The sequence below is a fragment of the Streptomyces sp. NPDC041814 genome (assembly GCF_055590565.1).
The window spans coordinates 337,443-359,272 of the sequence record NZ_JBVJAM010000009.1 but is presented as its reverse complement, the minus strand read 5'-3'; the positions used below and the strand labels follow the sequence as shown (position 1 = coordinate 359,272).

Genomic DNA, 21,830 nt, shown 5'->3' with positions numbered 1-21,830 from the left:
ACGTCAGGCGGCGGTGCCGCCGAACTCACGCTCCAGGGATGCGATCTGGTTGGAGCCAAGACCCCGCACGCGACGGCTCTCGGAGATGCCGAGCCGCTCCATGATCTGCTTGGCACGGACCTTGCCCACACCGGGCAGGGACTCCAGCAGGGCGGAGACCTTCATCTTGCCGATGACGTCGTTCTCCTGGCCCGACTTGATGACCTCTTGGAGGGAGGCGCCGGAGTGCTTGAGTCGATTCTTGACCTCGGCCCGCTCCCGGCGAGCCGCGGCGGCCTTTTCGAGCGCGGCTGCGCGCTGTTCAGGGGTAAGGGGCGGAAGAGCCACGCCTACGTCACCTCGGATGTCGATCTGTCGGATACGGACCGGTGAGGCGGCGATATCGCCCCTCACCTGCTGAGCCGCGAGCATCCCGTGCGCGTCGGCTCTCGACGGAGACTAGCGGCCAAGGCCGCCCGAGTCAGCGAGAACAGACGAAAAGTCCTGGTCAGCCTCTACCGACCAGGACTTTTCAGGCATAACCACCGAGTTTTTTCGTCAGGATTCCGTCAACACACGGTTACGTGGCAGGGTCAGCGGTCCGAGACGGCCGCGCGGACCTCGTCCGCGAACCGTTCGGCGGCCCCGCGCAGCCCCGCCACGTCCGGCCCGTGGCGCAGCACGCCCCGGCTGACGCTGGGCACCACGTCGCGGACCGCGTCGCCGAAGACACCCGGCAGATCGGCCGGGGTCGCCCCCTGCGCGCCGATGCCCGGGGCGAGCAGCGGGCCGTTGATCGCGAGGTCCACGCCCGCGTCGCCGAGCGTGGCGCCGACGACCGCGCCGACCGAACCGAGCGGAGTGGCGCCCGCGTTCTCGGCGGCCATGTGGTCGAGCATCAGCTGCGCCAGCGGACGGCCGTCGGCGGCGGTGGCCCGCTGCACCTCGGCGCCCTCCGGGTTGGAGGTCAGCGCGAGGACGAAGACGCCGGCGCCGGAGACCGCCGCCGCGTCGAGCGCGGGCCGCAGCGAGCCGAAGCCGAGGTACGGCGAGACGGTGACCGCGTCCGAGAACAGCGGCGAGTCCTTGTCCAGGTAGGTCGCCGCGTAGGCGCCCATGGTCGAGCCGATGTCACCGCGCTTGGCGTCCATCAGGACCAGGGCGCCGGCCGCGCGGGCCTCCTCGACGGCCTTCTCCAGGACCGCGACGCCGCGCGAGCCGAACCGCTCGAAGAACGCGGACTGCGGCTTGAGCACGGCGACCCGGTCGGCCAGCGCCTCGACGACCGTACGGGTGAACCGCTCCAGGCCCGCGATGTCGTCGCTCAGTCCCCAGGCGGCGAGCAGCGAGGCGTGCGGGTCGATGCCGACGCAGAGCGGGCCTCGGGTGTCCATGGCGTGGCGCAGCCGGGCGCCGAAGGGTTCCAGGGTCATTTCACTGCCTTCCGGGATTCCGCGCCGACGGCGTCGGCGAGCGTGGCGTACGGGGAGGCGGCCAGACGCGCGGCCAGGCCCTTGTGGATCGCGCGGGCGTAGAACGGGCCCTCGTAGATGAAGGCGCTGTAGCCCTGGACGAGGGTGGCTCCGGCCAGGATGCGCTGCCAGGCGTCCTCGGCGCTCTCGACGCCGCCGACGCCCACCAGGGTGATCCGGTCCCCCACGCGCCGGTGGAGGCGGCTCAGGACCTCCAGGGAGCGTTCCTTGAGCGGAGCACCGGACAGGCCGCCGGTCTCCTTCACCAGGGCCGCCGGGGACTTCAGGCCCAGCCCTTCGCGGGCGATGGTGGTGTTGGTGGCGATGATGCCGTCCAGGCCCAGTTCGACGGCCAGGTCGGCGACGGCGTCGACGTCCTCGTCCGCGAGGTCAGGGGCGATCTTGACGAGCAGCGGGACGCGGCGGTGGGTGACGGTGCGGTCGGCCGCCTCGCGCACGGCGGTGAGCAGCGGGCGCAGCGACTCGGTGGCCTGGAGGTTGCGGAGTCCGGGGGTGTTGGGCGAGGAGACGTTGACGACGAGGTAGTCGGCGTGGGCGGCCAGGCGCTCGGTGGACTTCACGTAGTCGGCGGCGGCGTCGGCCTCGGGGACGACCTTGGTCTTGCCGATGTTGACGCCGACGGTGGTGCGGAAGACCGGGTTGCGGGCGGCCAGGCGTTCGGCGACGGCGGCCGAGCCCTCGTTGTTGAAGCCCATGCGGTTGATCAGCGCGCGGTCCGCGACCAGGCGGAAGAGCCGCTGCTTCGGGTTGCCGGGCTGCGGCTCGCCGGTGACGGTGCCGATCTCGACGTGGTCGAAGCCGAGCATCGCCATGCCGTCGATCGCGACCGCGTTCTTGTCGAAGCCGGCGGCGAGCCCGAAGGGGCCGTGCATCCGCAGGCCCAGGGCCTCGGTGCGCAGTTCCTTGTACCGGGGGGCGAGGGCGGCGGCCACGAAGGTGCGCAGCACGGGGACGCGGGCGACGAGGCGGATCCAGCGGAAGGCCAGGTAGTGGGCCTGCTCGGGGTCCATCCGCTTGAAGACCAGCTGGAAGAAGAACTTGTACATCACGGTGTCCTCATGAAGAGGGGGACACCGTTTCCGGTGTCCCCCTGTGGGCTTCTAGTCGCGGGCCGCGGTCAGATGTTCCGCGTGTTCCTGGAGGGAGCGGACGCCGACGTCTCCGCCGTTGAGGGCGTCGATGCCCTGGACGGCCGCGGCGAGCGCCTGCACCGTGGTGAGGCAGGGCACGGAGCGGGAGACGGCCGCCGTGCGGATCTCGTAGCCGTCGAGCCGGCCGCCGGTCCCGTACGGGGTGTTGACGATGAGGTCGACACCGCCCTCGTGGATCAGCTGGACGATGGTCGGCTCGCCGTTCGGGCCCGTGCCCTCGGACTGCTTGCGCACGACCGTGGCGTTGATGCCGTTGCGCTTCAGGACCTCGGCCGTGCCGGAGGTGGCCAGCAGCTCGAAGCCGTGGGCGACCAGCTCGCGGGCCGGGAAGATCATCGAGCGCTTGTCGCGGTTGGCGACCGAGATGAAGGCGCGGCCCTTGGTGGGCAGCGGCCCGTAGGCGCCGGCCTGCGACTTGGCGTACGCGGTGCCGAAGACCGAGTCGATGCCCATGACCTCGCCGGTGGAGCGCATCTCCGGGCCGAGGATGGTGTCGACGCCGCGGCCGTGGATGTCGCGGAAGCGCGACCACGGCATGACGGCCTCCTTGACGGAGATCGGCGCGTCCAGCGGCAGCGTGCCGCCGTCGCCGCTCTTCGGCAGCAGGCCTTCCTCGCGCAGCTCGGCCACGGTCGCGCCCAGCGAGATCCGGGCGGCGGCCTTGGCCAGCGGGACCGCGGTCGCCTTCGAGGTGAAGGGCACGGTCCGGGAGGCGCGCGGGTTGGCCTCCAGGACGTAGAGGATGTCGCCGGAGAGCGCGAACTGGATGTTGATCAGGCCCCGGACGCCGACGCCCTTGGCGATGGCCTCCGTGGAGGCGCGCAGCCGCTTGACGTCGTGGCCGCCGAGGGTGATCGGGGGCAGCGCGCAGGCGGAGTCGCCGGAGTGGATGCCGGCCTCCTCGATGTGCTCCATGACGCCGCCGAGGTAGAGCTCGGTGCCGTCGTAGAGGGCGTCGACGTCGATCTCGATGGCGTCGTCCAGGAAGCGGTCGACCAGGACCGGCCGGGTGGGGCTGATCTCGGTGGACTCGGAGATGTACGCGGAGAGCCGGGTCTCGTCGTACACGATCTCCATGCCGCGTCCGCCGAGCACGTACGACGGGCGTACGAGGACGGGGTAGCCGATCTCGTCGGCGATCTCCTTGGCCTCGGCGAAGGTGGTGGCGGTGCCGTGCTTGGGGGCGGGCAGGCCTGCCTCGGCCAGGACGCGGCCGAAGGCGCCGCGGTCCTCGGCGGCGTGGATCGCCTCCGGGGAGGTGCCGACGACGGGCACGCCGTTGTCCTTGAGCGCCTGCGACAGACCCAGCGGGGTCTGGCCGCCGAGCTGGACGACGACGCCCGCGATCGGGCCCGCCAGCGACTCGGCGTGCACGATCTCCAGCACGTCCTCCAGCGTCAGCGGCTCGAAGTACAGGCGGTCGGACGTGTCGTAGTCGGTGGAGACCGTCTCCGGGTTGCAGTTGACCATCACGGTCTCGTAGCCGGCGTCGCTGAGCGCGAAGGAGGCGTGGACGCAGGAGTAGTCGAACTCGATGCCCTGGCCGATGCGGTTGGGGCCGGAGCCCAGGATGATCACCGCGGGCTTGGTGCGGGGCGCGACCTCGGTCTCCTCGTCGTAGGAGGAGTAGAAGTACGGGGTCTTCGCGGCGAACTCGGCTGCGCAGGTGTCGACCGTCTTGTAGACCGGGCGGATGCCGAGCGCGTGGCGGACCTCGCGGACGACGTCCTCGCGCAGGCCGCGGATCCCGGCGATCTGGACGTCCGAGAAGCCGTGCCGCTTGGCCTCGGCCAGCAGCTCGGGGCCGAGCTTGTCCGCGGCGGCCAGCTCGTCGGCGATCTCCTTGATCAGGAAGAGCTGGTCCACGAACCAGGGGTCGATCTTCGTGGCGTCGAAGACCTCCTCCTGGGTGGCACCGGCCCGGATCGCCTGCATGACGGTGTTGATGCGGCCGTCGGTCGGGCGGACCGCCTCGGCCAGCAGCTCGGCCTTGTCACCCGGGTCGCCGGTGAAGGTGAACTGCGAGCCCTTCTTCTCCAGGGAGCGCAGGGCCTTCTGCAGGGCCTCGGTGAAGTTCCGGCCGATCGCCATGGCCTCGCCCACCGACTTCATGGTGGTGGTGAGGGTGGAGTCGGCGGAGGGGAACTTCTCGAAGGCGAAGCGCGGGGCCTTGACGACGACGTAGTCGAGGGTCGGCTCGAAGGAGGCCGGGGTCTTCTCGGTGATGTCGTTGGGGATCTCGTCCAGCGTGTAGCCGACGGCCAGCTTGGCGGCGATCTTCGCGATCGGGAAGCCGGTGGCCTTGGAGGCGAGCGCCGAGGAGCGGGAGACGCGCGGGTTCATCTCGATGACGATGACGCGGCCGTCGGTGGGGTCGATCGCGAACTGGATGTTGCAGCCGCCGGTGTCGACGCCGACCTCGCGGATGATCGCGATGCCGATGTCGCGCAGCCGCTGGTACTCGCGGTCGGTGAGGGTCATCGCCGGGGCGACGGTGATCGAGTCGCCGGTGTGGACGCCCATCGGGTCGAAGTTCTCGATGGAGCAGACGACCACGACGTTGTCGTTGCGGTCGCGCATCAGCTCCAGCTCGTACTCCTTCCAGCCGAGGATGGACTCTTCGAGCAGCACCTCGGTGGTGGGGGAGAGCGTGAGGCCCTGGCCCGCGATGCGGCGCAGCTCCTCCTCGTCGTGGGCGAAGCCGGAGCCGGCGCCGCCCATGGTGAAGGAGGGGCGGACGACGACGGGGTAGCCGCCGAGGGTGTCGACGCCGGCGAGGACGTCGTCCATGGAGTGGCAGATGACCGAGCGGGCGGACTCGCCGTAGCCGATCTTCTCCTTGACGGCCTCCACGACACCCTTGAAGAGGTCGCGGTCCTCGCCCTTGTTGATGGCCTCGACGTTGGCTCCGATGAGCTCGACGCCGTACTTCTCCAGCACACCGTTGTCGTGCATGGAGATCGCGGTGTTCAGCGCGGTCTGGCCGCCCAGGGTGGGCAGCAGCGCGTCGGGGCGCTCCTTCGCGATGATCTTCTCGACGAATTCCGGGGTGATCGGCTCGACGTAGGTGGCGTCGGCGATCTCCGGGTCGGTCATGATCGTCGCCGGGTTGGAGTTCACCAGGATGACGCGCAGGCCCTCGGCCTTGAGCACGCGGCACGCCTGGGTACCGGAGTAGTCGAACTCGGCGGCCTGCCCGATGACGATCGGACCGGAGCCGATGACCAGGACGGACTGGATATCGGAGCGCTTAGGCACGCTGGCCCTCCATCAGGGAAACGAAGCGGTCGAAGAGGTACGCGGCGTCGTGCGGGCCCGCGGCCGCCTCGGGGTGGTACTGGACGCTGAAGGCCGGCCGGTCGAGCAGCTGAAGGCCCTCGACGACCTGGTCGTTCAGGCATACGTGGGAGACCTCGGCGCGCCCGTAGGCGGTGTCGGAGACCTTGTCGAGGGGGGCGTCGACGGCGAAGCCGTGGTTGTGCGCGGTGACCTCGACCTTGCCGGTCGAGCGGTCCTGCACGGGCTGGTTGATGCCGCGGTGGCCGTACTTCAGCTTGTACGTGCCGAAGCCGAGCGCGCGGCCCAGGATCTGGTTGCCGAAGCAGATGCCGAAGAGCGGGGTCTTCCGCTCCAGGACGCCCCGCATCAGCGCGACGGGGTGGTCGGCGGTGGACGGGTCGCCGGGACCGTTGGAGAAGAAGACGCCGTCCGGGGCGACCGCGTAGACCTCCTCCAGGGTGGCGGTGGCGGGCAGCACGTGGACCTCGATGCCGCGCTCGGCCATCCGGTGCGGGGTCATGCCCTTGATGCCGAGGTCGACCGCGGCGACCGTGAACTTCTTGGTGCCGATCGCGGGGACGACGTACGCCTCCTTGGTGGCGACCTCCGCGGACAGGTCGGCGCCCTTCATCTCGGGGGCCTCCTGGACGCGGGCCAGCATCGCCGCCTCGCCGGTGACGGCCTCGCCGGAGAAGATGCCGACGCGCATGGCGCCGCGCTCGCGCAGGTGGCGGGTGAGGGCGCGGGTGTCGATGCCGCTGATGCCGACGACGCCCTGGTTCGCCAGCTCCTCGTCGAGGGTGCGGCGGGAGCGCCAGTTGGAGGGGGTGCGGGCGGGGTCGCGGACGACGTAGCCGGAGACCCAGATCCGCTGGGACTCGGGGTCCTCGTCGTTGACGCCGGTGTTGCCGACGTGCGGGGCGGTCATCACGACGACCTGGCGGTGGTACGAGGGGTCGGTCAGCGTCTCCTGGTAGCCGGTCATGCCGGTGGAGAAGACCGCCTCGCCGAAGGTCTCCCCCACAGCCCCGTAGGCGCGGCCGCGGAAGGTGCGGCCGTCCTCCAGGACGAGTACGGCGGGAACCTGGGTTCCCCGGGTGGAGGTCGTCATCGTGCGATGCCTTCCGTAGTGCTGGTGAGGTGGTTGACGGCGTCGACCCAGGCGGGGTGTTCGGCCGAGTGGTCGGAGCGGAATCCGGAGTCGATCAGCCGGTCGCCGAGCGCCCAGGTGATGACGAGGAGGCCGCCCTCGGGCAGGACCTTGCCCGCCAGTGCCCTTTCGGTGCGGGCACCGCGCAGGTCGGCCGCCGGGACGAAGAAGTCCGCGGCGCCGGGCCGTACGACGTCGAGGCCCTTCGCGGTGAGGGTGAGCTCGACGCGGCTGCGGGTGCCGAGGCCGTGGGCGACGATCCGGTCGAGCCACTGCCCGGCCGTGGTCGACGCGTGGTAGCGGCCGGAGAGGGTGAGCAGCTTCTCGCCGTCCGCGGAGCCCTCCGGCGCGGTGGCCGGGGCGGGCAGGTCGGACTGGAGGTTCCCGCGCCACTTCCAGCCCTGACGCATGAGCCAGTAGACGAACACGACGAGGACGACGAGTCCGATCACCCAGCTGATCCGTGCGGACCAGTCGGTCACTTCCGCCGACTTCTGCTCGGCGGCGAGTTGGTACAGGGTCTGTGTTGTCACGCGAGCTTCCCGTCGACGACCGTGGCACGGCCCCGCAGGAAGGTGTGGGTCACTCGGCCCGGCAGCTCGCGCCCCTCGTACGGGGTGTTGCGGCTGCGGGAGGCGAAGCCCGCGGGGTCCACCTCTCCACGGTATGCCGGATCGACCAGCGTGAGGTTGGCGGGCTCACCGGCCGAGACGGGGCGGCCGTGTCCTTCGAGCCGTCCGATGGCCGCGGGGCGGGCCGACATGCGGTCGGCGACACCGGCCCAGTCGAGCAGCCCGGTCTCGACCATCGTCTGCTGGACCACGGAGAGCGCGGTCTCCAGGCCCACCATGCCCATGGCGGCCGCGGCCCACTCGCAGTCCTTGTCCTCGTGCGGGTGCGGGGCGTGGTCCGTGGCGACGCAGTCGATCGTGCCGTCGGCCAGGGCCTCGCGCAGCGCCATCACGTCGGCCTCGGTGCGCAGCGGCGGGTTCACCTTGTAGACCGGGTTGTAGGACCGGACGAGCTCGTCGGTGAGCAGCAGGTGGTGCGGGGTGACCTCGGCGGTGACGTTCCAGCCCTTGGACTTGGCCCAGCGCACGATCTCCACGGAGCCCGCGGTCGACAGGTGGCAGATGTGGACCCGGGAGCCGACGTGCGCGGCGAGCAGGACGTCGCGGGCGATGATCGACTCCTCGGCGACGGCGGGCCAGCCGCCGAGGCCCAGCTCGGCCGAGACGACGCCCTCGTTCATCTGGGCGCCCTCGGTGAGGCGGGGCTCCTGGGCGTGCTGGGCGACGACGCCGTCGAACGCCTTCACGTACTCCAGGGCGCGGCGCATGATGACCGCGTCGTCCACGCACTTCCCGTCGTCGGAGAAGACCTTCACCCCGGCGGCGGAGTCGTGCATGGCGCCGAGCTCGGCGAGCTGCTTGCCCTCCAGGCCGAGGGTGACGGCCCCGACGGGCTGGACGTCGCAGTAGCCGGACTCCTTGCCGAGGCGCCAGACCTGCTCGACCACACCGGCGGTGTCGGCGACCGGGAAGGTGTTGGCCATGGCGTGGACGGCGGTGAAGCCGCCGGCCGCGGCGGCCTTGGTTCCGGTGAGGACGGTCTCGGAGTCCTCGCGGCCGGGCTCGCGCAGGTGGGTGTGGAGGTCGACCAGGCCGGGCAGCAGGACCTGGCCGGCCGCCTCGATCACGGTGGCGTCGCCGGCGTCGAGGCCGGTGCCGACGGCGGCGATGGTCTCGCCGTCGATGAGGAGGTCCTGCGGGTCGCCGCCGAGTACCTTCGCACCGCGGATAAGGATCTTGCTCATGGTTACTTGTTCTCCTCGGTACGGGCGGCGGGGGCGGTCGGTGTGGCCGACTCGTAGCCGCCGAGCAGCAGGTAGAGCACGGCCATGCGGATGGAGACGCCGTTGGCGACCTGCTCCACGACCGTGCAGCGGTCGGAGTCGGCGACCTCGGCGGTGATCTCCATGCCGCGGACCATGGGCCCGGGGTGCATGACGACGGCGTGCTCGGGCATCCTCGCCATCCGCTCGCCGTCCAGGCCGTAGCGGCGCGAGTACTCGCGCTCGGTCGGGAAGTAGGCGGCGTTCATCCGCTCGCGCTGCACACGGAGCATCATCACAGCGTCGGACTGGGGCAGCACCTCGTCCAGGCTGTAGCTGACGTCGCAGGGCCACTGCTCGACGCCGACCGGGACCAGGGTCGGCGGGGCTACGAGGGTGACGTGGGCGCCGAGCGTGTTCAGCAGGTGGACGTTGGAGCGGGCGACCCGGCTGTGCAGGATGTCGCCGACGATGGTGATGCGGCGGCCGTCCAGGTCCTTGCCGAGCCCGGCGTCGGCGCCGACGAGCCTGCGGCGCATCGTGAAGGCGTCCAGGAGGGCCTGGGTGGGGTGCTCGTGGGTGCCGTCGCCGGCGTTGACGACGGCGCCGTCGATCCAGCCGGAGGTGGCGAGCCGGTACGGGGCTCCGGAGGCGCCGTGGCGGATGACGACGGCGTCGGCGCCCATCGCCTCCAGGGTCAGGGCGGTGTCCTTGAGGGATTCGCCCTTGGAGACGGAGGAGCCCTTCGCGGAGAAGTTGATGACGTCGGCGGACAGCCGCTTGGCGGCCGCTTCGAAGGAGATGCGGGTACGCGTCGAGTCCTCGAAGAAGAGGTTGACGACGGTCCGGCCGCGCAGGGTCGGGAGCTTCTTGATCGGCCGGTCCGCGACCCTGGCCATCTCCTCGGCGGTGTCGAGGATCAGGACGGCGTCGTCGCGGGTGAGGTCGGCGGCCGAGATGAGGTGACGCTTCATCTGGGTGTTCTCCGGGTGGCTGGAGGATTCAGGCATGCGGGCGCGCGGAAGCCGCCGCACGGCGGGCGGGCCGTACGGGCGTGAGCTAACGCTCGACCGCGGGGGCGGCCTGCTCGACCCCGAGCAGCACGGCGTCGCGGCCGTCCTCCTCGGCGAGCTGGACCTTGACCGTCTCCCGCAGTGACGTGGGGAGGTTCTTGCCGACGTAGTCGGCGCGGATCGGCAGTTCGCGGTGGCCGCGGTCCACCAGGACCGCGAGCTGCACCGCTCGGGGCCTGCCGATGTCGCCGAGCGCGTCGAGGGCGGCGCGGATCGTGCGGCCGGAGAAGAGGACGTCGTCCACGAGGACGACCAGGCGGCCCTCGATGTCGTCACCGGGGATCTCGGTGCGGGCCAGGGTGCGCGCGGGGCGCAGCCGGAGGTCGTCGCGGTACATCGTGGTGTCGAGGGAGCCGACCGGCATCGTGCGGCCGGTGATCTCTTCGAGCTTGGCGGCGAGCCGGCGGGCGAGGAAGACCCCGCGCGTCGGGATGCCGAGGAGCACCACGTCGTCGGCGCCCTTGGCGCGCTCGACGATCTCGTGGGCGATGCGGGTCAGGACCCGGGCGATGTCGGGGGCCTCCAGAACGGGGCGTGCCGCATTGCCGGTGGCGTCGTACTGTGCGTCCATAAGAAACGGACCTCCTTCTCCGCCTCACGGGACGGACCTTAAAGGACGTCGAAATTGCGTCATCCACGTTACCAGGGCCCGTTCCGGAACTCGCCCGCACCCCCGGGGAAAGCCGGTACGGACCATCTCAGCTTGACGCGACCAAGTAACGCTGCGTAACCTCACAGTGAGTTACCAGCCACGCGGCCCAGCCGCGTACGTTCCAGCGTCCGGGGAGCCTTATGTCCAGCGAATACGCAAAACAGCTCGGGGCCAAGCTCCGCGCCATCCGCACCCAGCAGGGCCTCTCCCTCCACGGCGTGGAGGAGAAGTCGCAGGGCCGCTGGAAGGCCGTCGTGGTCGGTTCGTACGAGCGCGGCGACCGTGCCGTGACCGTGCAGCGCCTTGCCGAGCTGGCGGACTTCTACGGCGTCCCGGTCCAGGAGCTCCTGCCCGGCACGACGCCCGGCGGTGCCGCCGAGCCGCCGCCGAAGCTGGTCCTCCAGCTGGAGCGCCTGGCGCACGTGCCCCCGGAGAAGGCAGGCCCCCTCCAGCGCTACGCGGCGACGATCCAGAGCCAGCGCGGCGACTACAACGGCAAGGTGCTGTCGATCCGCCAGGACGACCTGCGCACGCTGGCCGTGATCTACGACCAGTCGCCTTCGGTGCTGACCGAGCAGCTGATCAGCTGGGGCGTGCTCGACGCGGACGCGCGCCGCGCCGTCGCCCACGACGAGGGCTGAGCAGCCCCTCGGAGAAACGTGCCGCCGGGTTCGGCGGGGCCCCGCACGGGCGCCCCGCCGGGCCCGGCTTTTTCTCGTCCGCCCCCAGAATGCGCGCGGGCATGCCGAAGGGCCCACGGCTTCAGCCATGGGCCCTTCGTCGGCGGAACGCCGCCGGCGGGGTCACTGCTCCCGGCGGAGATTCGGCTTGAGGTCCTTGAAACGGGCCAGCAGGCCGTTCACGAAGGACGGGGAGTCGTCGGTGGAGAACTCCTTGGCGATCTGCACCGCCTCGTCGATGACCACCGCGTCCGGGGTCCCGTCGACCCAGATCAGCTCGTAGGCACCGAGTCGCAGGATGTTCCGGTCGGCGACCGGCATGCGGTCGAGCTCCCAGTCCACGGCGTAGGTGACGATGAGGTCGTCGATGCGGTCCGCGTACTGCGCGTACCCCTCCACGAGCTCCATCGTGTACTCGGTGACCGGCGGCTGGCGGGTGTCGGACCGCGAGTGCCGTACCCAGTCCGCGAGGACCGTCAGCACGGACTCGCCCCGCTGGTCGGCCTCGAAGAGGATCTGGAAGGCGCGCTTGCGCGCCGTGTTACGAGCAGCCACGACTACTTGTTCACCCGGCTGATGTATTCGCCCGAGCGGGTGTCGACCTTGATCGTCTCACCCGTGGTGATGAACAGCGGGACGCCGATCTCGTAACCGGTCTCCAGGGTGGCCGGCTTGGTGCCGCCGGTGGAGCGGTCGCCCTGCACGCCCGGGTCGGTGTGCTGGATCTTCAGCTCGACGGCGGCCGGCAGCTCGACGTACAGCACCTCGCCGTCGTGCTGGGCGACGGAGGCGGTGAAGCCCTCGATCAGGAAGTTGGCGGTGTCTCCGACGGCCTTGCGGTCGACCATCAGCTGGTCGTACGTGTCCATGTCCATGAAGACGAAGTAGTCGCCGTCCATGTACGAGAACTGCATGTCGCGTCGGTCGACCGTGGCCGTCTCGACCTTGATGCCTGCGTTGAAGGTCTTGTCGACGACCTTGCCGGAGAGCACGTTCTTGAGCTTGGTGCGCACGAAGGCCGGGCCCTTGCCGGGCTTGACGTGCTGGAACTCGACTACGGACCAGAGCTGGCCCCCGTCGAGCTTGAGCACCATGCCGTTCTTGAGGTCGTTCGTGGAAGCCACGGTTGCGGAATCTCCTGGGCTGAAGCTGGTGGAACGACCGAGGGACGCGCGCTAGAGCGCGAGCAGCTCCTTGGTCGTAATGGTGAGTAGCTCGGGTCCGCCGTCCGCCTCGGGGCGCACGACGAGCGTGTCATCGATCCGGACCCCGCCCCGGCCCGGGAGGTGGACCCCCGGTTCGACGGTGACCGGCACACAAGCGTCCAGTTTACCCATGGCCGCGGGTGCCAGCTGCGGGTCCTCGTCGATTTCGAGCCCCACCCCGTGGCCCGTGTAGGGCGCCAGGCCCTCACCGTGGCCCGCGGAGTCCAGGAGATGGCGGGCGGCCCGGTCCACGTCGCGGTACTCGGCGCCGGGCTGCAGCGCCTCGCGACCGGCCCGCTGAGCGGCGAAAACCAGCTCGTACAGCTCGATCTGCCAGTCGGCGGGCGCCGTTCCGATGACGAAGGTCCGGCCGATCTCGCAGCGGTAGCCGCGGTAGTTGGCGCCCAGGCACACCGAGAGGAAATCTCCTTCCTCGACCCTCCGGTCCGAGGGCCGGTGGCGGCCGCGTCCCGAGTTGGGGCCGGTGGCGACGGAGGTCGCGAAGGCGGGGCCGTCGGCGCCGTGGTCCACCAGCCGGCGCTCCAGCTCCAGCGCCAGGTGGCGTTCGGTGCGGCCGACGAGGATCGATTCGAGGAGTTCGCCCAGGGCCTGGTCGGTGATCTCGGCCGCGATCCGCAGGCAGCCGATCTCCTCCTCGTCCTTGACGATGCGCAACTGCTCGACCGTCGCGCCCAGGTCGGCCAGCCGCAGCTTCGGGGCGACCGAGGCCATGGCCCGGTGCCGGGCGACCGTCAGGTCGTGCTCCTCGACGGCCAGCGACTCCGCGCCGGCCGCCGCGGCGAGGTCGGCGGCGGCGACCACGGGGTCCCCGCCCGCCACCGGCAGCGGGTCGACCCGCAGGTGCTCGTCGGTGCGCCCGTCGGCCGGGTCACCGGTGGGCGGGCGCGGGCAGAGCAGGACGTCCTCGCCGGGTCCGAGCAGGAGCACGGCACCCGGGGGCGCTCCCCCGGCCAGGTAGCGGACGTTGGCGGGGCGGGAGACCAGGGCGGCCGCGGACCCGACTGCGGCGCACCGGTCGCGGAGCAGCCCGCGTCGGACGGCGTACACCTCTGACATGCGTCGAGCGTACGAGCGGGGCGCCGGGTCCGCCCGGCGGGCGCAGCCGACCGGGGGGCGGCCGCCGCCTCACCAGGAAGGGGGGCTGGCCAGGGACCGGGCGAGTATGTCGTCCAGGACCCGGGCGGTGGTCTCCACGTCGTACGTCGAGTTGTCGATGATCGGGAGCCCGGAGCCGTACCAGCCGGCCATCCGGCCGTGGATGCGGGCGACCTCCTCGTCGGAGAGGCGGCGGTTGCCGCTGCGCTCGGCGTTGCGCTCCAGGACGATCTCCAGGCCGGGCAGCAGCACGACGGGCAGGAGCCCGGGACCGACGTGCCGCTTCCAGCCGCCGAGGCCGACGACCGGCCGGTCCGGGAAGACGGCGTCGTCCAGGATGCAGGAGATCCCGTTGGCCAGGAAGTTGCGGGCGGCGAAGCCGCAGGTGCGGCGGGCCAGGCGGTACTGCGCCTCCGACTGGTCGTTCCACCCGGCCTGCGGGTCCGCGAAGCCGGAGCAGACCCACTCCCGGACGTCGTCCAGGCTGACGTGGGCGGTGGGCACCCGGCGGCGGGCCGCCCAGAGCCGGGCGACCGTGGTCTTGCCGGCGCCCGCCGGGCCGATGAGGAGCACCGCGAGCGTCGCGTTGCCCGTGCCGGGCCCGGCGGGCGGCGCCGGCAGCGGTACGGGCCTGCCGGGCGGCAGCTGGATGTGCCCGGTGGTCTCACGGGCGACCGGGGCCGGGGCCTGCTGCGGCGCCGGTCCGCTCCAGCCGTGCCCCTGCGGCGCGGGCGGGCCCGCGGGCGGCGGCCCGGGGTGCCCGGCCGGGGGCTGGTGCGGCGGGCCGGGGTGCTGGGCCTGGTGCGACCAGCCGGCGGGGCCGTTTCCGGGACCCTGGGGCGGAGGCAGCGGGGCCCCCACTGCGTGCTGCATCCGGTGCAACTCCGTCTCGTACAGGCAACTGGCGCTGGTGCAACGGCAACCGTACCTTCCCCGGCCGCCACACGGACAACGGCCGGGACAGGTACGAAGTGCCCGGCGCTCCGTGAGGGCCTGCTCAGTCCGCGAGTTCCTCCGCCAGGGCGCGCAGGGCGAGACGGTAGGAACCGATGCCGAATCCGGCCACGGTTCCGCTGGCGACCGGGGCGATCACCGAGGTGTGGCGGAATTCCTCCCGCGCGTACGGATTCGAGATGTGGACCTCGATCAGCGGGGCCGTGCGCTGGGCGGCCGCGTCCCGCATGCCGTACGAATAGTGCGTGAAGGCACCGGGGTTGATGACGACCGGAATCGATCCGTCGGCGGCCTCGTGGAGCCAGCGGATCAGTTCGCCCTCGTCGTTGGTCTCGCGCACGTCGGCGTCGAAGCCGAGTTCCTTGCCGAGGGTGCGGCACGCCTCCACGAGCCCGGCGTACGACGTGGAGCCGTAGACGTCGGGCTCGCGGGAGCCGAGGCGGCCGAGGTTGGGGCCGTTGAGCACGAGGACCCGGCGGGTCATGCCGAGACCTCCCCGTAGGCGGCGAGCAGGACGGCCGGGTCGGGGCCCTCCAGGACGACGGGCTTGCCGAGGCCGTCCAGGACGATGAACCGCAGCAGGTCCCCGCGCGACTTCTTGTCGACCTTCATGTTCTCCAGCAGCTTGGGCCACTGGTCGCCCCGGTAGGTGAGGGGCAGCCCGACGGATTCGAGGATCGCCCGGTGCCGGTCGGCGGTGGCGTCGTCCAGGCGGCCGGCCAGCCGGCCCAGTTCGGCGGCGAAGACCATGCCGACGGAGACGGCGGCGCCGTGGCGCCACTTGTAGCGCTCGTTCTTCTCGATCGCGTGGCCCAGGGTGTGGCCGTAGTTCAGGATCTCGCGGAGACCGGACTCCTTGAGGTCGCTGGACACGACGTCGGCCTTGACCCGGATGGAGCGCTCGATGAGCTCCGCGGTGTGCGGTCCGGCGGGCGTCCGGGCGGCCTGCGGGTCCTGCTCGATCAGGTCGAGGATCACCGGGTCGGCGATGAAGCCGGCCTTGATGATCTCGGCCATGCCGGAGACGTAGTCGTGGACGGGCAGCGAGTCCAGGGCGGCCAGGTCGCAGAGGACACCGGCCGGGGGGTGGAAGGCGCCGACGAGGTTCTTGCCCTCGGCGGTGTTGATGCCGGTCTTGCCGCCGACGGCCGCGTCGACCATGCCGAGCACGGTCGTCGGTACGGCGATCCAGCGCACCCCGCGCAGCCAGGACGCGGCGACGAAGCCCGCCACGTCGGTGGTGGCGCCGCCGCCGACGCCGACGATGACGTCGGTGCGGGTGAAGCCGGTCTGGCCGAGCGCCTTCCAGCAGTAGGCGGCGACCTCGACGGTCTTGGCCTCCTCCGCGTTGGGCAGCTGGATCGCGATGGCCTCGTAGCCCTGGCCGGCGAGATCCTGGCGGACCGCCTCACCGGTCTCGGCGAGCGCCTCGGGATGGAGGACCGCGACCCGCTTGGCCCGCTCACCGATGAGCCCGGGCAGCTCGCCGAGGAGCTGCCGGCCGATCAGTACCTCGTACGGGTCGGTGCCCGCGCTGCCTGCGATGCGGACGCGGGTGGGTGCCTGCTGGGTCATGGTGTGTTCTCCCGGCCGGACGGGGCCCCGTCCGGCAACTCCAGTGCGTCGAGGACCGCCTGGGCGACCTCTTCGGGTGTGCGCTCGTCGGTGGCGACGACCGTGCGGGCGACCTCGGTGTAGAGGTGCCGGCGGGCCTCCATCAGCTCGCGCCACTGCCGGCGCGGGTTGACCGCGAGCAGCGGGCGGGCGGTGTTGAGCCCGACCCGCTTGACCGCTTCGTCCACGTCCATCGAGAGGTAGACGACCGGGTGGCCGGCGAGCAGCGCGCGGGTCGACTCGTCCAGGACGGCCCCGCCGCCGAGCGAGAGGACGCCGGTGTGCTCGGCGACAGCGGCGCGGACGGCCTCCCGCTCCAGCGCCCGGAAGTGGTCCTCGCCCTCGTCGTAGAAGATCTCGGCGATGGGCTTGCCCGCGGTCGCGACGACGTCCGCGTCGGTGTCCCGGTAGCCGGTGCCCAGCCGGTCGGCGAGCAGCTCGCCGACCGTGGACTTGCCGACGCCCATGGGTCCGACGAGGACGACCAGGGGTCCGGTCATCGGATCTGGAGGTGGTCGAGGTACGACGTCACGTTGCGGCGGGTCTCGGGGACGCTGTCGCCGCCGAACTTCTCCGCCACCGCGTCGGCCAGGACCAGGGCGACCATCGCCTCGGCGACGATCCCGGCGGCCGGGACGGCGCAGACATCGGAGCGCTGGTGGTGGGCCTTGGCGGGCTCACCGGTCACCACGTCGACGGTGGCCAGCGCGCGCGGCACGGTGGCGATCGGCTTCATCGCGGCGCGGACGCGCAGCAGCTCGCCGGTGGAGAGGCCGCCCTCGGTGCCGCCGGCCCGGCCGGAAGCGCGCTTGATGCCGTCCTCGGTCACCAGGATCTCGTCGTGCGCCTTGGACCCGGGCACCCGGGCGAGGTCGAAGCCGTCGCCGACCTCGACGCCCTTGATGGCCTGGATGCCCATGAGCGCCCCGGCGAGGCGGGCGTCGAGCCGACGGTCCCAGTGGACGTGCGAGCCGAGGCCGACGGGCACGCCGTACGCCAGCACCTCGACGACGCCGCCGAGGGTGTCGCCGTCCTTGTGGGCCTGGTCGATCTCGGCGACCATCGCCTTGCTCGCGTCGGCGTCGAGGCAGCGCACCGGGTCTGCGTCGAGCCGGTCCACGTCGGAGGGGACGGGGTAGACCCCGTACGGCGCCTTGGCTGCGGCCAGCTCCACGACGTGGCTGACGATCTCGATGCCCGCGGTCTCCTTGAGGTAGGACCGGGCGACGGCACCGAGGGCGACGCGGGCGGCGGTCTCCCGGGCGCTGGCGCGCTCCAGGACCGGGCGGGCCTCGTCGAAGCCGTACTTCTGCATCCCGGCGAGGTCGGCGTGGCCGGGGCGGGGCCGGGTCAGCGGGGCGTTACGGGCCTGTTCGGCCAGCACCTGGGGGTCGACCGGGTCGGCCGACATGACCTGCTCCCACTTGGGCCACTCGGTGTTGCCGACCATCACGGCGACCGGGGAGCCCATGGTCAGGCCGTGCCGGACACCGCCGAGGAAGGTGACCTCGTCCTGCTCGAACTTCATCCGCGCACCGCGGCCGTAGCCGAGCCGTCGCCGGGCGAGCGCGTCCGCCACCATCTCCGTGGTGACCGGGACGCCGGCGGGAAGGCCCTCCAGCGTCGCCACCAGTGCGGGGCCGTGCGACTCCCCCGCGGTCAGCCAGCGCAACCTGCTCAACGGTGCTCCTCATGCTCGCGCCTGAAATCCAGCGGCGCGACCGGGTGCGCGGCCCTGGCCCGCCGCCCCCGATCCTCCCACGACCGGGGCGCCCGGCCCGCCGCCGGTCCAGCAGACGGACGGCCCTGTCCCGGGCACGACCGACCAGACCAAACGGGAAATTCATTTCATTCACTCATTCATATGCCATACAAGGCAAATGAAGAGACAAATTGAAAGTAGTTTGACGCCTTATCAGGAGCCTGTGAAAATCACGCCACAACAATTGCGCACACTTGATTCACAAGGATGACTCGCATGCGTAAATCGCTGATATCCCTCGCCATGGGCACCGCCCTGGCCCTGTCGGTCACGCTCGGCGGCACCGCGTACGCCGGCCCCACGGGCAACTCCGACTGGCGCTACCTGACCTGCACCTCGGGCGGCGCCCAGGGCGAGCTCGGCTACCGGTGGTGGAGCAACGGCACCATCGACTCCATCGACCTGTCGCTCACCGCCCTCGACATCTCGGCGGACGGCCACCATCCCGAGGTCCGTTTCATCTCCCACAATTACGGCGGCGGCGTCACCTACTGGGCCTGGCACTCCTACGACGGCGGGTCTCCGGGCGGTCGCACGTGGTACACCACCGCCCAGACCGACGCCGGGCTCTACAGCATCGGCATCCAGGTCGCCAACAAGGAGGGCAGCGAGATCGTGACCTACAAGACCTGCTTGGTCAACATCGAGACCTGAGTCTCCCGCGGCGCCGTGTCCTCCCGGGGGGCGGCGCCGGTGTGTCAGAGGGAGACGTTCTGCGAGCGCCCGGTCAGCGCCGCTTCTCCCGCGGCACGCATGACGCCGAGCGGGGCGCCCAGCCCCGTCATCTGCTCGACCTGGAGGACCGCCTGGTGCACGAGGAGGTCGAGGCCTCCGACGACTGCGCCGCCATGGTTGGCCCAGGCGGAGGCGAGCCGGGTCGGCCACGGCTCGTACAGCACGTCGAAGAGAGTGCCTGCCCGTTCCGGCACGGCCCCGGCCAGCGCGTCGGCCGCGCCGGCGGGGGTGGTCGCGATGACGAGGGGCGCGGTCAGCGCCCGGTCGGCCTCGGCCCAGTCGGCGATGCGGACGTCGACGCCGAGCCGTTCGCCCCAGCCGCGCATCTCGTCGGCGCGGGCCGCGCTGCGGACGTACGCGGTGACGGGTCCGGCGCAGATGCCGGACAGCGCCGCCAGCGCGGAGGACGCGGTGGCGCCGGCGCCGAGGATGGCGGCGGACTCGACCTTCTCGACGCCGCGTTCGCCCAGGGCGGCGACCACGCCCGGGATGTCGGTGTTGTCGCCGGTGCGGCGGCCGTCCTCGCCGAAGACCACGGTGTTCACGGCCTCGACGGAGGCGGCGGTGGCGGTGATCCCGTCGAGCAGCGGGATGACGGCCCGCTTCAGCGGCATGGTCAGCGAAAGCCCGGCCCAGCTGCCGTCCAGCCCCTCGATGAACCCGGGCAGCGCCTGCTCGTCGACCTCGAACCGGCCGTACGACCAGTCGTCGAGGCCGAGTTCGGCGTAGGCGGCCCGGTGGAGGACCGGGGAGAGCGAGTGGGCGATGGGCGAGCCGAGGACGGCCGCTCGGTGCTGGGTGCTCACTGACCCGACTGCTCCTTCTTGTACTTCTCGCGGTTCCGCTCGTGCTCCTCGTTGGTCACGGCGAAGACCGTCTTGTCCTCGGTCACCGAGACGAAGTAGTACCAGGGGCCGGGGGTGGGCTTTATGGCGGACTGCAGGGCCGCGTCACCGGGGTTGTTGATGGGGCCCGGCGGCAGGCCATGGATGTAGTACGTGTTGTACGGGTGCTTGAAGTTCCGGAGGTCCGAGACGGCCCCGGTATCCAGCGTGCTCTGCTTCTTGGCGTAGTTCACCGTGGAGTCGAAGTCGAGCAGCCCGTTGGTCTCGACGTTGTTGGGCTTGAGCCGGTTGTAGACGACCCGCGCGACCTTGTCGAAGTCGTGCTTGTACTTGCCCTCGGCCTGGACGAGGCTCGCCACGGTGATCAGCTGCCAGGGGCTTTCCAGCTTGAGCTTCTTGGCGTTCTCCGCCAGGTCGGCCTTCTCGTACTCCTCGTTGGCGCGGGAGACCATCGACTTGAGGACCGTCTCCGGCTTCATGCCCTTGGTGACCGGATAGGCGGCGGGGTAGAGGAAGCCCTCCAGAGGGTCGAGAACGCCCTCGTGGTTCTTCGCCCAGCCCGGGAGGCCCAGGCTGCCGGACTCCTTCTTGGCCACCTTGGCGGTCGTTCCCTTGGCGACGCCCAGCTTGGTGTCGATGGAGGCGTAGACCAGCCGGTTCGGCGTGCCCTCCGGGATGATCAGGAGATTCTGGCTCTTCGGGTCCACCATCATCTTCACGGCCTCGGCCGCCGACATCTGCGAGTGGAGGAGGTAGACCCCGGCCTGGATCCCCTTGCCCTTCGGGTTCTCGTTCTGCGCCGAGACGAAGGCGTCGACGCTCTTCACGACGCCCGCCTTCTTCAGGATGTTGCCGATGTCGTACCCGAACGCGCCCTTCGGGATCTCCACCTCGACCGAGCCCGAGCCGCTGCCCGAGTAGTCCGGGGCGGGGCCGAAGCGGTCCTGGTAGAAGGAGTAGCCGTAGTAGCCCGCGCCGCCGACGCCGGCGACCAGGACGAGGGAGACGACCAGGCACGCGCAGCCGCTGCGGCCCTTCTTCTTCTTGCCCTTGCCCCGACGCTCGCCGCCCCCGTCGCGGGTGTCGCGGTCGTCGTCATCGTCGTCGTAGTCGTCGTCCCGGGGCGCCTTGCGGTCGTCCTTCTCGTCCACACCCGTGAAGAAGGGGTGGGTCTCCTCCGGCGGCTCCTCCGGGTCCCAGTCCGGGGCCGGCTCCGGAGCCGGGGCCGGGGCCGGTGCGGCCTCGCGGCGGCCCGGGGGCTGCGGGGGCGGGTACGCCTCAGGGGTTCCGTAGTAGTCGTTCGTCTCGCCGTAGCCGTACGTGGCGACGGGCTGCCCCTCGTACGGCGGCACCGCCTGCTGGCCCGTGTCCCAGCCGGTGTCGTAGCCGGGCTGCGGCTGCTGGGGCTGCTGCCCGTACGGGTCCTGCGGGTGCTGGTTCCCGTACGCCTGCTGCTGGTACTGCTGCTGGGCGTACGGGTCCTGCGGCTGTTGCTGCTGCTGCGCGTAGGGATCCTGCTGCTGGTACTGCTGCTGCGCGTACGGGTCCTGCGGCTGCTGCTGGTACGGGTCGTAGTGGCCCTGGCCCTGCGGGTACTGCTGCTGGGCGCCGTACTGGTTCTGGCCGTCGTACTGGACCTGGCCGTTGGCAGGCTGCTGGCCGCCCCACCCCTGGTCCCCGTACAAGGGGTCCTCGGGATGCCACGGTTCGGAGCCGGGGCCCCGGCCATACTCAGTCATCGATCCCCTTGAGCCGCGAGACGATGTTCCGTCTCTTTGCTGTGCGGTGTTTGTTCGAACACCGCCGCATCGCGCGGAACGTTACCGTATTGCGATCAGACCACTACTTCGACGGCCTCGCCCGGCGGATTGCCCGAAGCGCGCTCCGACTCCAGAGCGTTCTGCAGGATCACCACAGCGGCAGCCTGGTCGATGACGGATCGGCCTTTTTTGGACTTCACGCCCGAGGCGCGCAGCCCCTGGCTTGCCGTCACTGTGGTCATCCTCTCGTCCAGCAAGCGCACCGGAATGGGTGCGACCGCTCGGGCGAGCACATCGGCGAAGGCGCGGACCTTGGCGGCGGCCGGGCCCTCGCCGCCGCCCAGGGAGCGCGGCAGCCCGACGACGACCTCGATCGGCTCGTACTCCGCGACGATCTGCCCCAGCCGCCGGTGGGCGGCCGGGACATCGCGTCCCGGCACGGTCTCCACCGGCGTCGCGAGGATCCCGTCGGGGTCGCACGAGGCGACCCCGATCCGGGCGTCCCCGACGTCGATCGCCAGCCGGCGACCTCGGCGCATCTGCGTCAT

General features: G+C 71.2%; 22 protein-coding genes. 2 read left to right on the top strand and 20 right to left on the bottom strand.

Features of this window, described 5'->3' with window-relative positions:
* Positions 1–3 precede the first annotated feature (3 nt).
* From ACZ6C6_RS24055 to pyrR, 9 genes are all read right to left on the bottom strand, one after another.
* Complete coding sequence (locus tag ACZ6C6_RS24055; RefSeq protein WP_469205310.1) at positions 4–327, bottom strand: integration host factor; 324 nt, start codon at positions 325–327, stop codon at positions 4–6.
* 245 nt (positions 328–572) lie between these two features.
* On the bottom strand, positions 573–1,412 hold the full coding sequence (gene pyrF / locus ACZ6C6_RS24050; RefSeq protein WP_469205309.1) for an orotidine-5'-phosphate decarboxylase: 840 nt from the start codon (positions 1,410–1,412) through the stop codon (positions 573–575).
* Positions 1,409–2,518, bottom strand: coding sequence for a quinone-dependent dihydroorotate dehydrogenase (locus ACZ6C6_RS24045; protein ID WP_469205308.1), 1,110 nt, complete (start codon positions 2,516–2,518; stop codon positions 1,409–1,411). Before ACZ6C6_RS24045 ends, pyrF begins: the two co-directional genes overlap by 4 nt.
* Before the next feature lie 54 nt (positions 2,519–2,572).
* Positions 2,573–5,881 (bottom strand): carbamoyl-phosphate synthase large subunit, encoded by a 3,309-nt coding sequence (carB, locus tag ACZ6C6_RS24040; RefSeq protein WP_469205307.1) that lies wholly within the window; start codon positions 5,879–5,881, stop codon positions 2,573–2,575.
* Positions 5,874–7,013 carry a glutamine-hydrolyzing carbamoyl-phosphate synthase small subunit gene (gene carA / locus ACZ6C6_RS24035; protein WP_469205306.1) on the bottom strand — a complete coding sequence of 380 codons (1,140 nt, stop codon included), beginning with the start codon at positions 7,011–7,013 and terminating at the stop codon, positions 5,874–5,876. Before carA ends, carB begins: the two co-directional genes overlap by 8 nt.
* Positions 7,010–7,585: a PH-like domain-containing protein gene (locus tag ACZ6C6_RS24030; protein WP_469205305.1), complete on the bottom strand. Its 576-nt coding sequence runs from the start codon at positions 7,583–7,585 to the stop codon at positions 7,010–7,012. Before ACZ6C6_RS24030 ends, carA begins: the two co-directional genes overlap by 4 nt.
* Positions 7,582–8,868 (bottom strand): dihydroorotase, encoded by a 1,287-nt coding sequence (locus ACZ6C6_RS24025; protein ID WP_469205304.1) that lies wholly within the window; start codon positions 8,866–8,868, stop codon positions 7,582–7,584. The genes ACZ6C6_RS24030 and ACZ6C6_RS24025 overlap by 4 nt, the downstream gene beginning before the upstream one ends.
* A 2-nt stretch (positions 8,869–8,870) precedes the next feature.
* Positions 8,871–9,860: an aspartate carbamoyltransferase catalytic subunit gene (locus ACZ6C6_RS24020; RefSeq protein WP_469205334.1), complete on the bottom strand. Its 990-nt coding sequence runs from the start codon at positions 9,858–9,860 to the stop codon at positions 8,871–8,873.
* 85 nt (positions 9,861–9,945) lie between these two features.
* On the bottom strand, positions 9,946–10,530 hold the full coding sequence (gene pyrR / locus ACZ6C6_RS24015; RefSeq protein ID WP_469205303.1) for a bifunctional pyr operon transcriptional regulator/uracil phosphoribosyltransferase PyrR: 585 nt from the start codon (positions 10,528–10,530) through the stop codon (positions 9,946–9,948).
* A 221-nt stretch (positions 10,531–10,751) separates the two neighbouring features.
* Here pyrR and bldD point away from each other — a divergent pair, with 221 nt between their 5' ends.
* Positions 10,752–11,252, top strand: a complete 501-nt coding sequence (bldD, locus tag ACZ6C6_RS24010; protein ID WP_018103903.1) for a transcriptional regulator BldD — start codon at positions 10,752–10,754, stop codon at positions 11,250–11,252.
* 162 nt (positions 11,253–11,414) lie between these two features.
* Here the strand turns inward: bldD and nusB are convergent, their stop codons facing one another.
* The 8 genes from nusB to aroC all read right to left on the bottom strand — a co-directional run bounded on the left by nusB (position 11,415) and on the right by aroC (position 17,861).
* Entirely contained in the window at positions 11,415–11,846 is a 432-nt protein-coding gene (gene nusB / locus ACZ6C6_RS24005) for a transcription antitermination factor NusB (protein WP_365684107.1), read from the bottom strand.
* A 2-nt stretch (positions 11,847–11,848) separates the two neighbouring features.
* A complete protein-coding gene (gene efp, locus ACZ6C6_RS24000) occupies positions 11,849–12,415 on the bottom strand; it encodes an elongation factor P (protein WP_018103901.1) in 567 nt (188 codons plus the stop codon).
* A gap of 51 nt (positions 12,416–12,466) precedes the next feature.
* A complete protein-coding gene (locus ACZ6C6_RS23995; protein WP_469205302.1) occupies positions 12,467–13,573 on the bottom strand; it encodes a M24 family metallopeptidase in 1,107 nt (368 codons plus the stop codon).
* A 69-nt stretch (positions 13,574–13,642) separates the two neighbouring features.
* Positions 13,643–14,485 (bottom strand): Pro-rich N-terminal domain-containing protein, encoded by an 843-nt coding sequence (locus ACZ6C6_RS23990; protein WP_469205301.1) that lies wholly within the window; start codon positions 14,483–14,485, stop codon positions 13,643–13,645.
* A 124-nt stretch (positions 14,486–14,609) separates the two neighbouring features.
* The gene (gene aroQ / locus ACZ6C6_RS23985; protein WP_469205300.1) at positions 14,610–15,050 is read right to left on the bottom strand and encodes a type II 3-dehydroquinate dehydratase; all 441 of its coding nucleotides are present in this window, start codon (positions 15,048–15,050) and stop codon (positions 14,610–14,612) included.
* Positions 15,047–16,141, bottom strand: a complete 1,095-nt coding sequence (gene aroB / locus ACZ6C6_RS23980; protein WP_469205299.1) for a 3-dehydroquinate synthase — start codon at positions 16,139–16,141, stop codon at positions 15,047–15,049. Before aroB ends, aroQ begins: the two co-directional genes overlap by 4 nt.
* Positions 16,138–16,680: a shikimate kinase gene (locus ACZ6C6_RS23975; protein ID WP_469205298.1), complete on the bottom strand. Its 543-nt coding sequence runs from the start codon at positions 16,678–16,680 to the stop codon at positions 16,138–16,140. The genes aroB and ACZ6C6_RS23975 overlap by 4 nt, the downstream gene beginning before the upstream one ends.
* Positions 16,677–17,861, bottom strand: coding sequence for a chorismate synthase (aroC, locus tag ACZ6C6_RS23970; RefSeq protein ID WP_469205297.1), 1,185 nt, complete (start codon positions 17,859–17,861; stop codon positions 16,677–16,679). Before aroC ends, ACZ6C6_RS23975 begins: the two co-directional genes overlap by 4 nt.
* A 297-nt stretch (positions 17,862–18,158) precedes the next feature.
* Here aroC and ACZ6C6_RS23965 point away from each other — a divergent pair, with 297 nt between their 5' ends.
* A complete protein-coding gene (locus ACZ6C6_RS23965; RefSeq protein ID WP_469205296.1) occupies positions 18,159–18,596 on the top strand; it encodes a hypothetical protein in 438 nt (145 codons plus the stop codon).
* A 44-nt stretch (positions 18,597–18,640) separates the two neighbouring features.
* Here the strand turns inward: ACZ6C6_RS23965 and ACZ6C6_RS23960 are convergent, their stop codons facing one another.
* From ACZ6C6_RS23960 to ruvX, 3 genes are all read right to left on the bottom strand, one after another.
* Positions 18,641–19,483, bottom strand: a complete 843-nt coding sequence (locus ACZ6C6_RS23960; protein WP_469205295.1) for a shikimate dehydrogenase — start codon at positions 19,481–19,483, stop codon at positions 18,641–18,643.
* Positions 19,480–21,261 (bottom strand): endolytic transglycosylase MltG, encoded by a 1,782-nt coding sequence (mltG, locus tag ACZ6C6_RS23955; protein WP_469205294.1) that lies wholly within the window; start codon positions 21,259–21,261, stop codon positions 19,480–19,482. The genes ACZ6C6_RS23960 and mltG overlap by 4 nt, the downstream gene beginning before the upstream one ends.
* Before the next feature lie 95 nt (positions 21,262–21,356).
* Positions 21,357–21,830, bottom strand: coding sequence for a Holliday junction resolvase RuvX (gene ruvX, locus ACZ6C6_RS23950; RefSeq protein WP_450825087.1), 474 nt, complete (start codon positions 21,828–21,830; stop codon positions 21,357–21,359).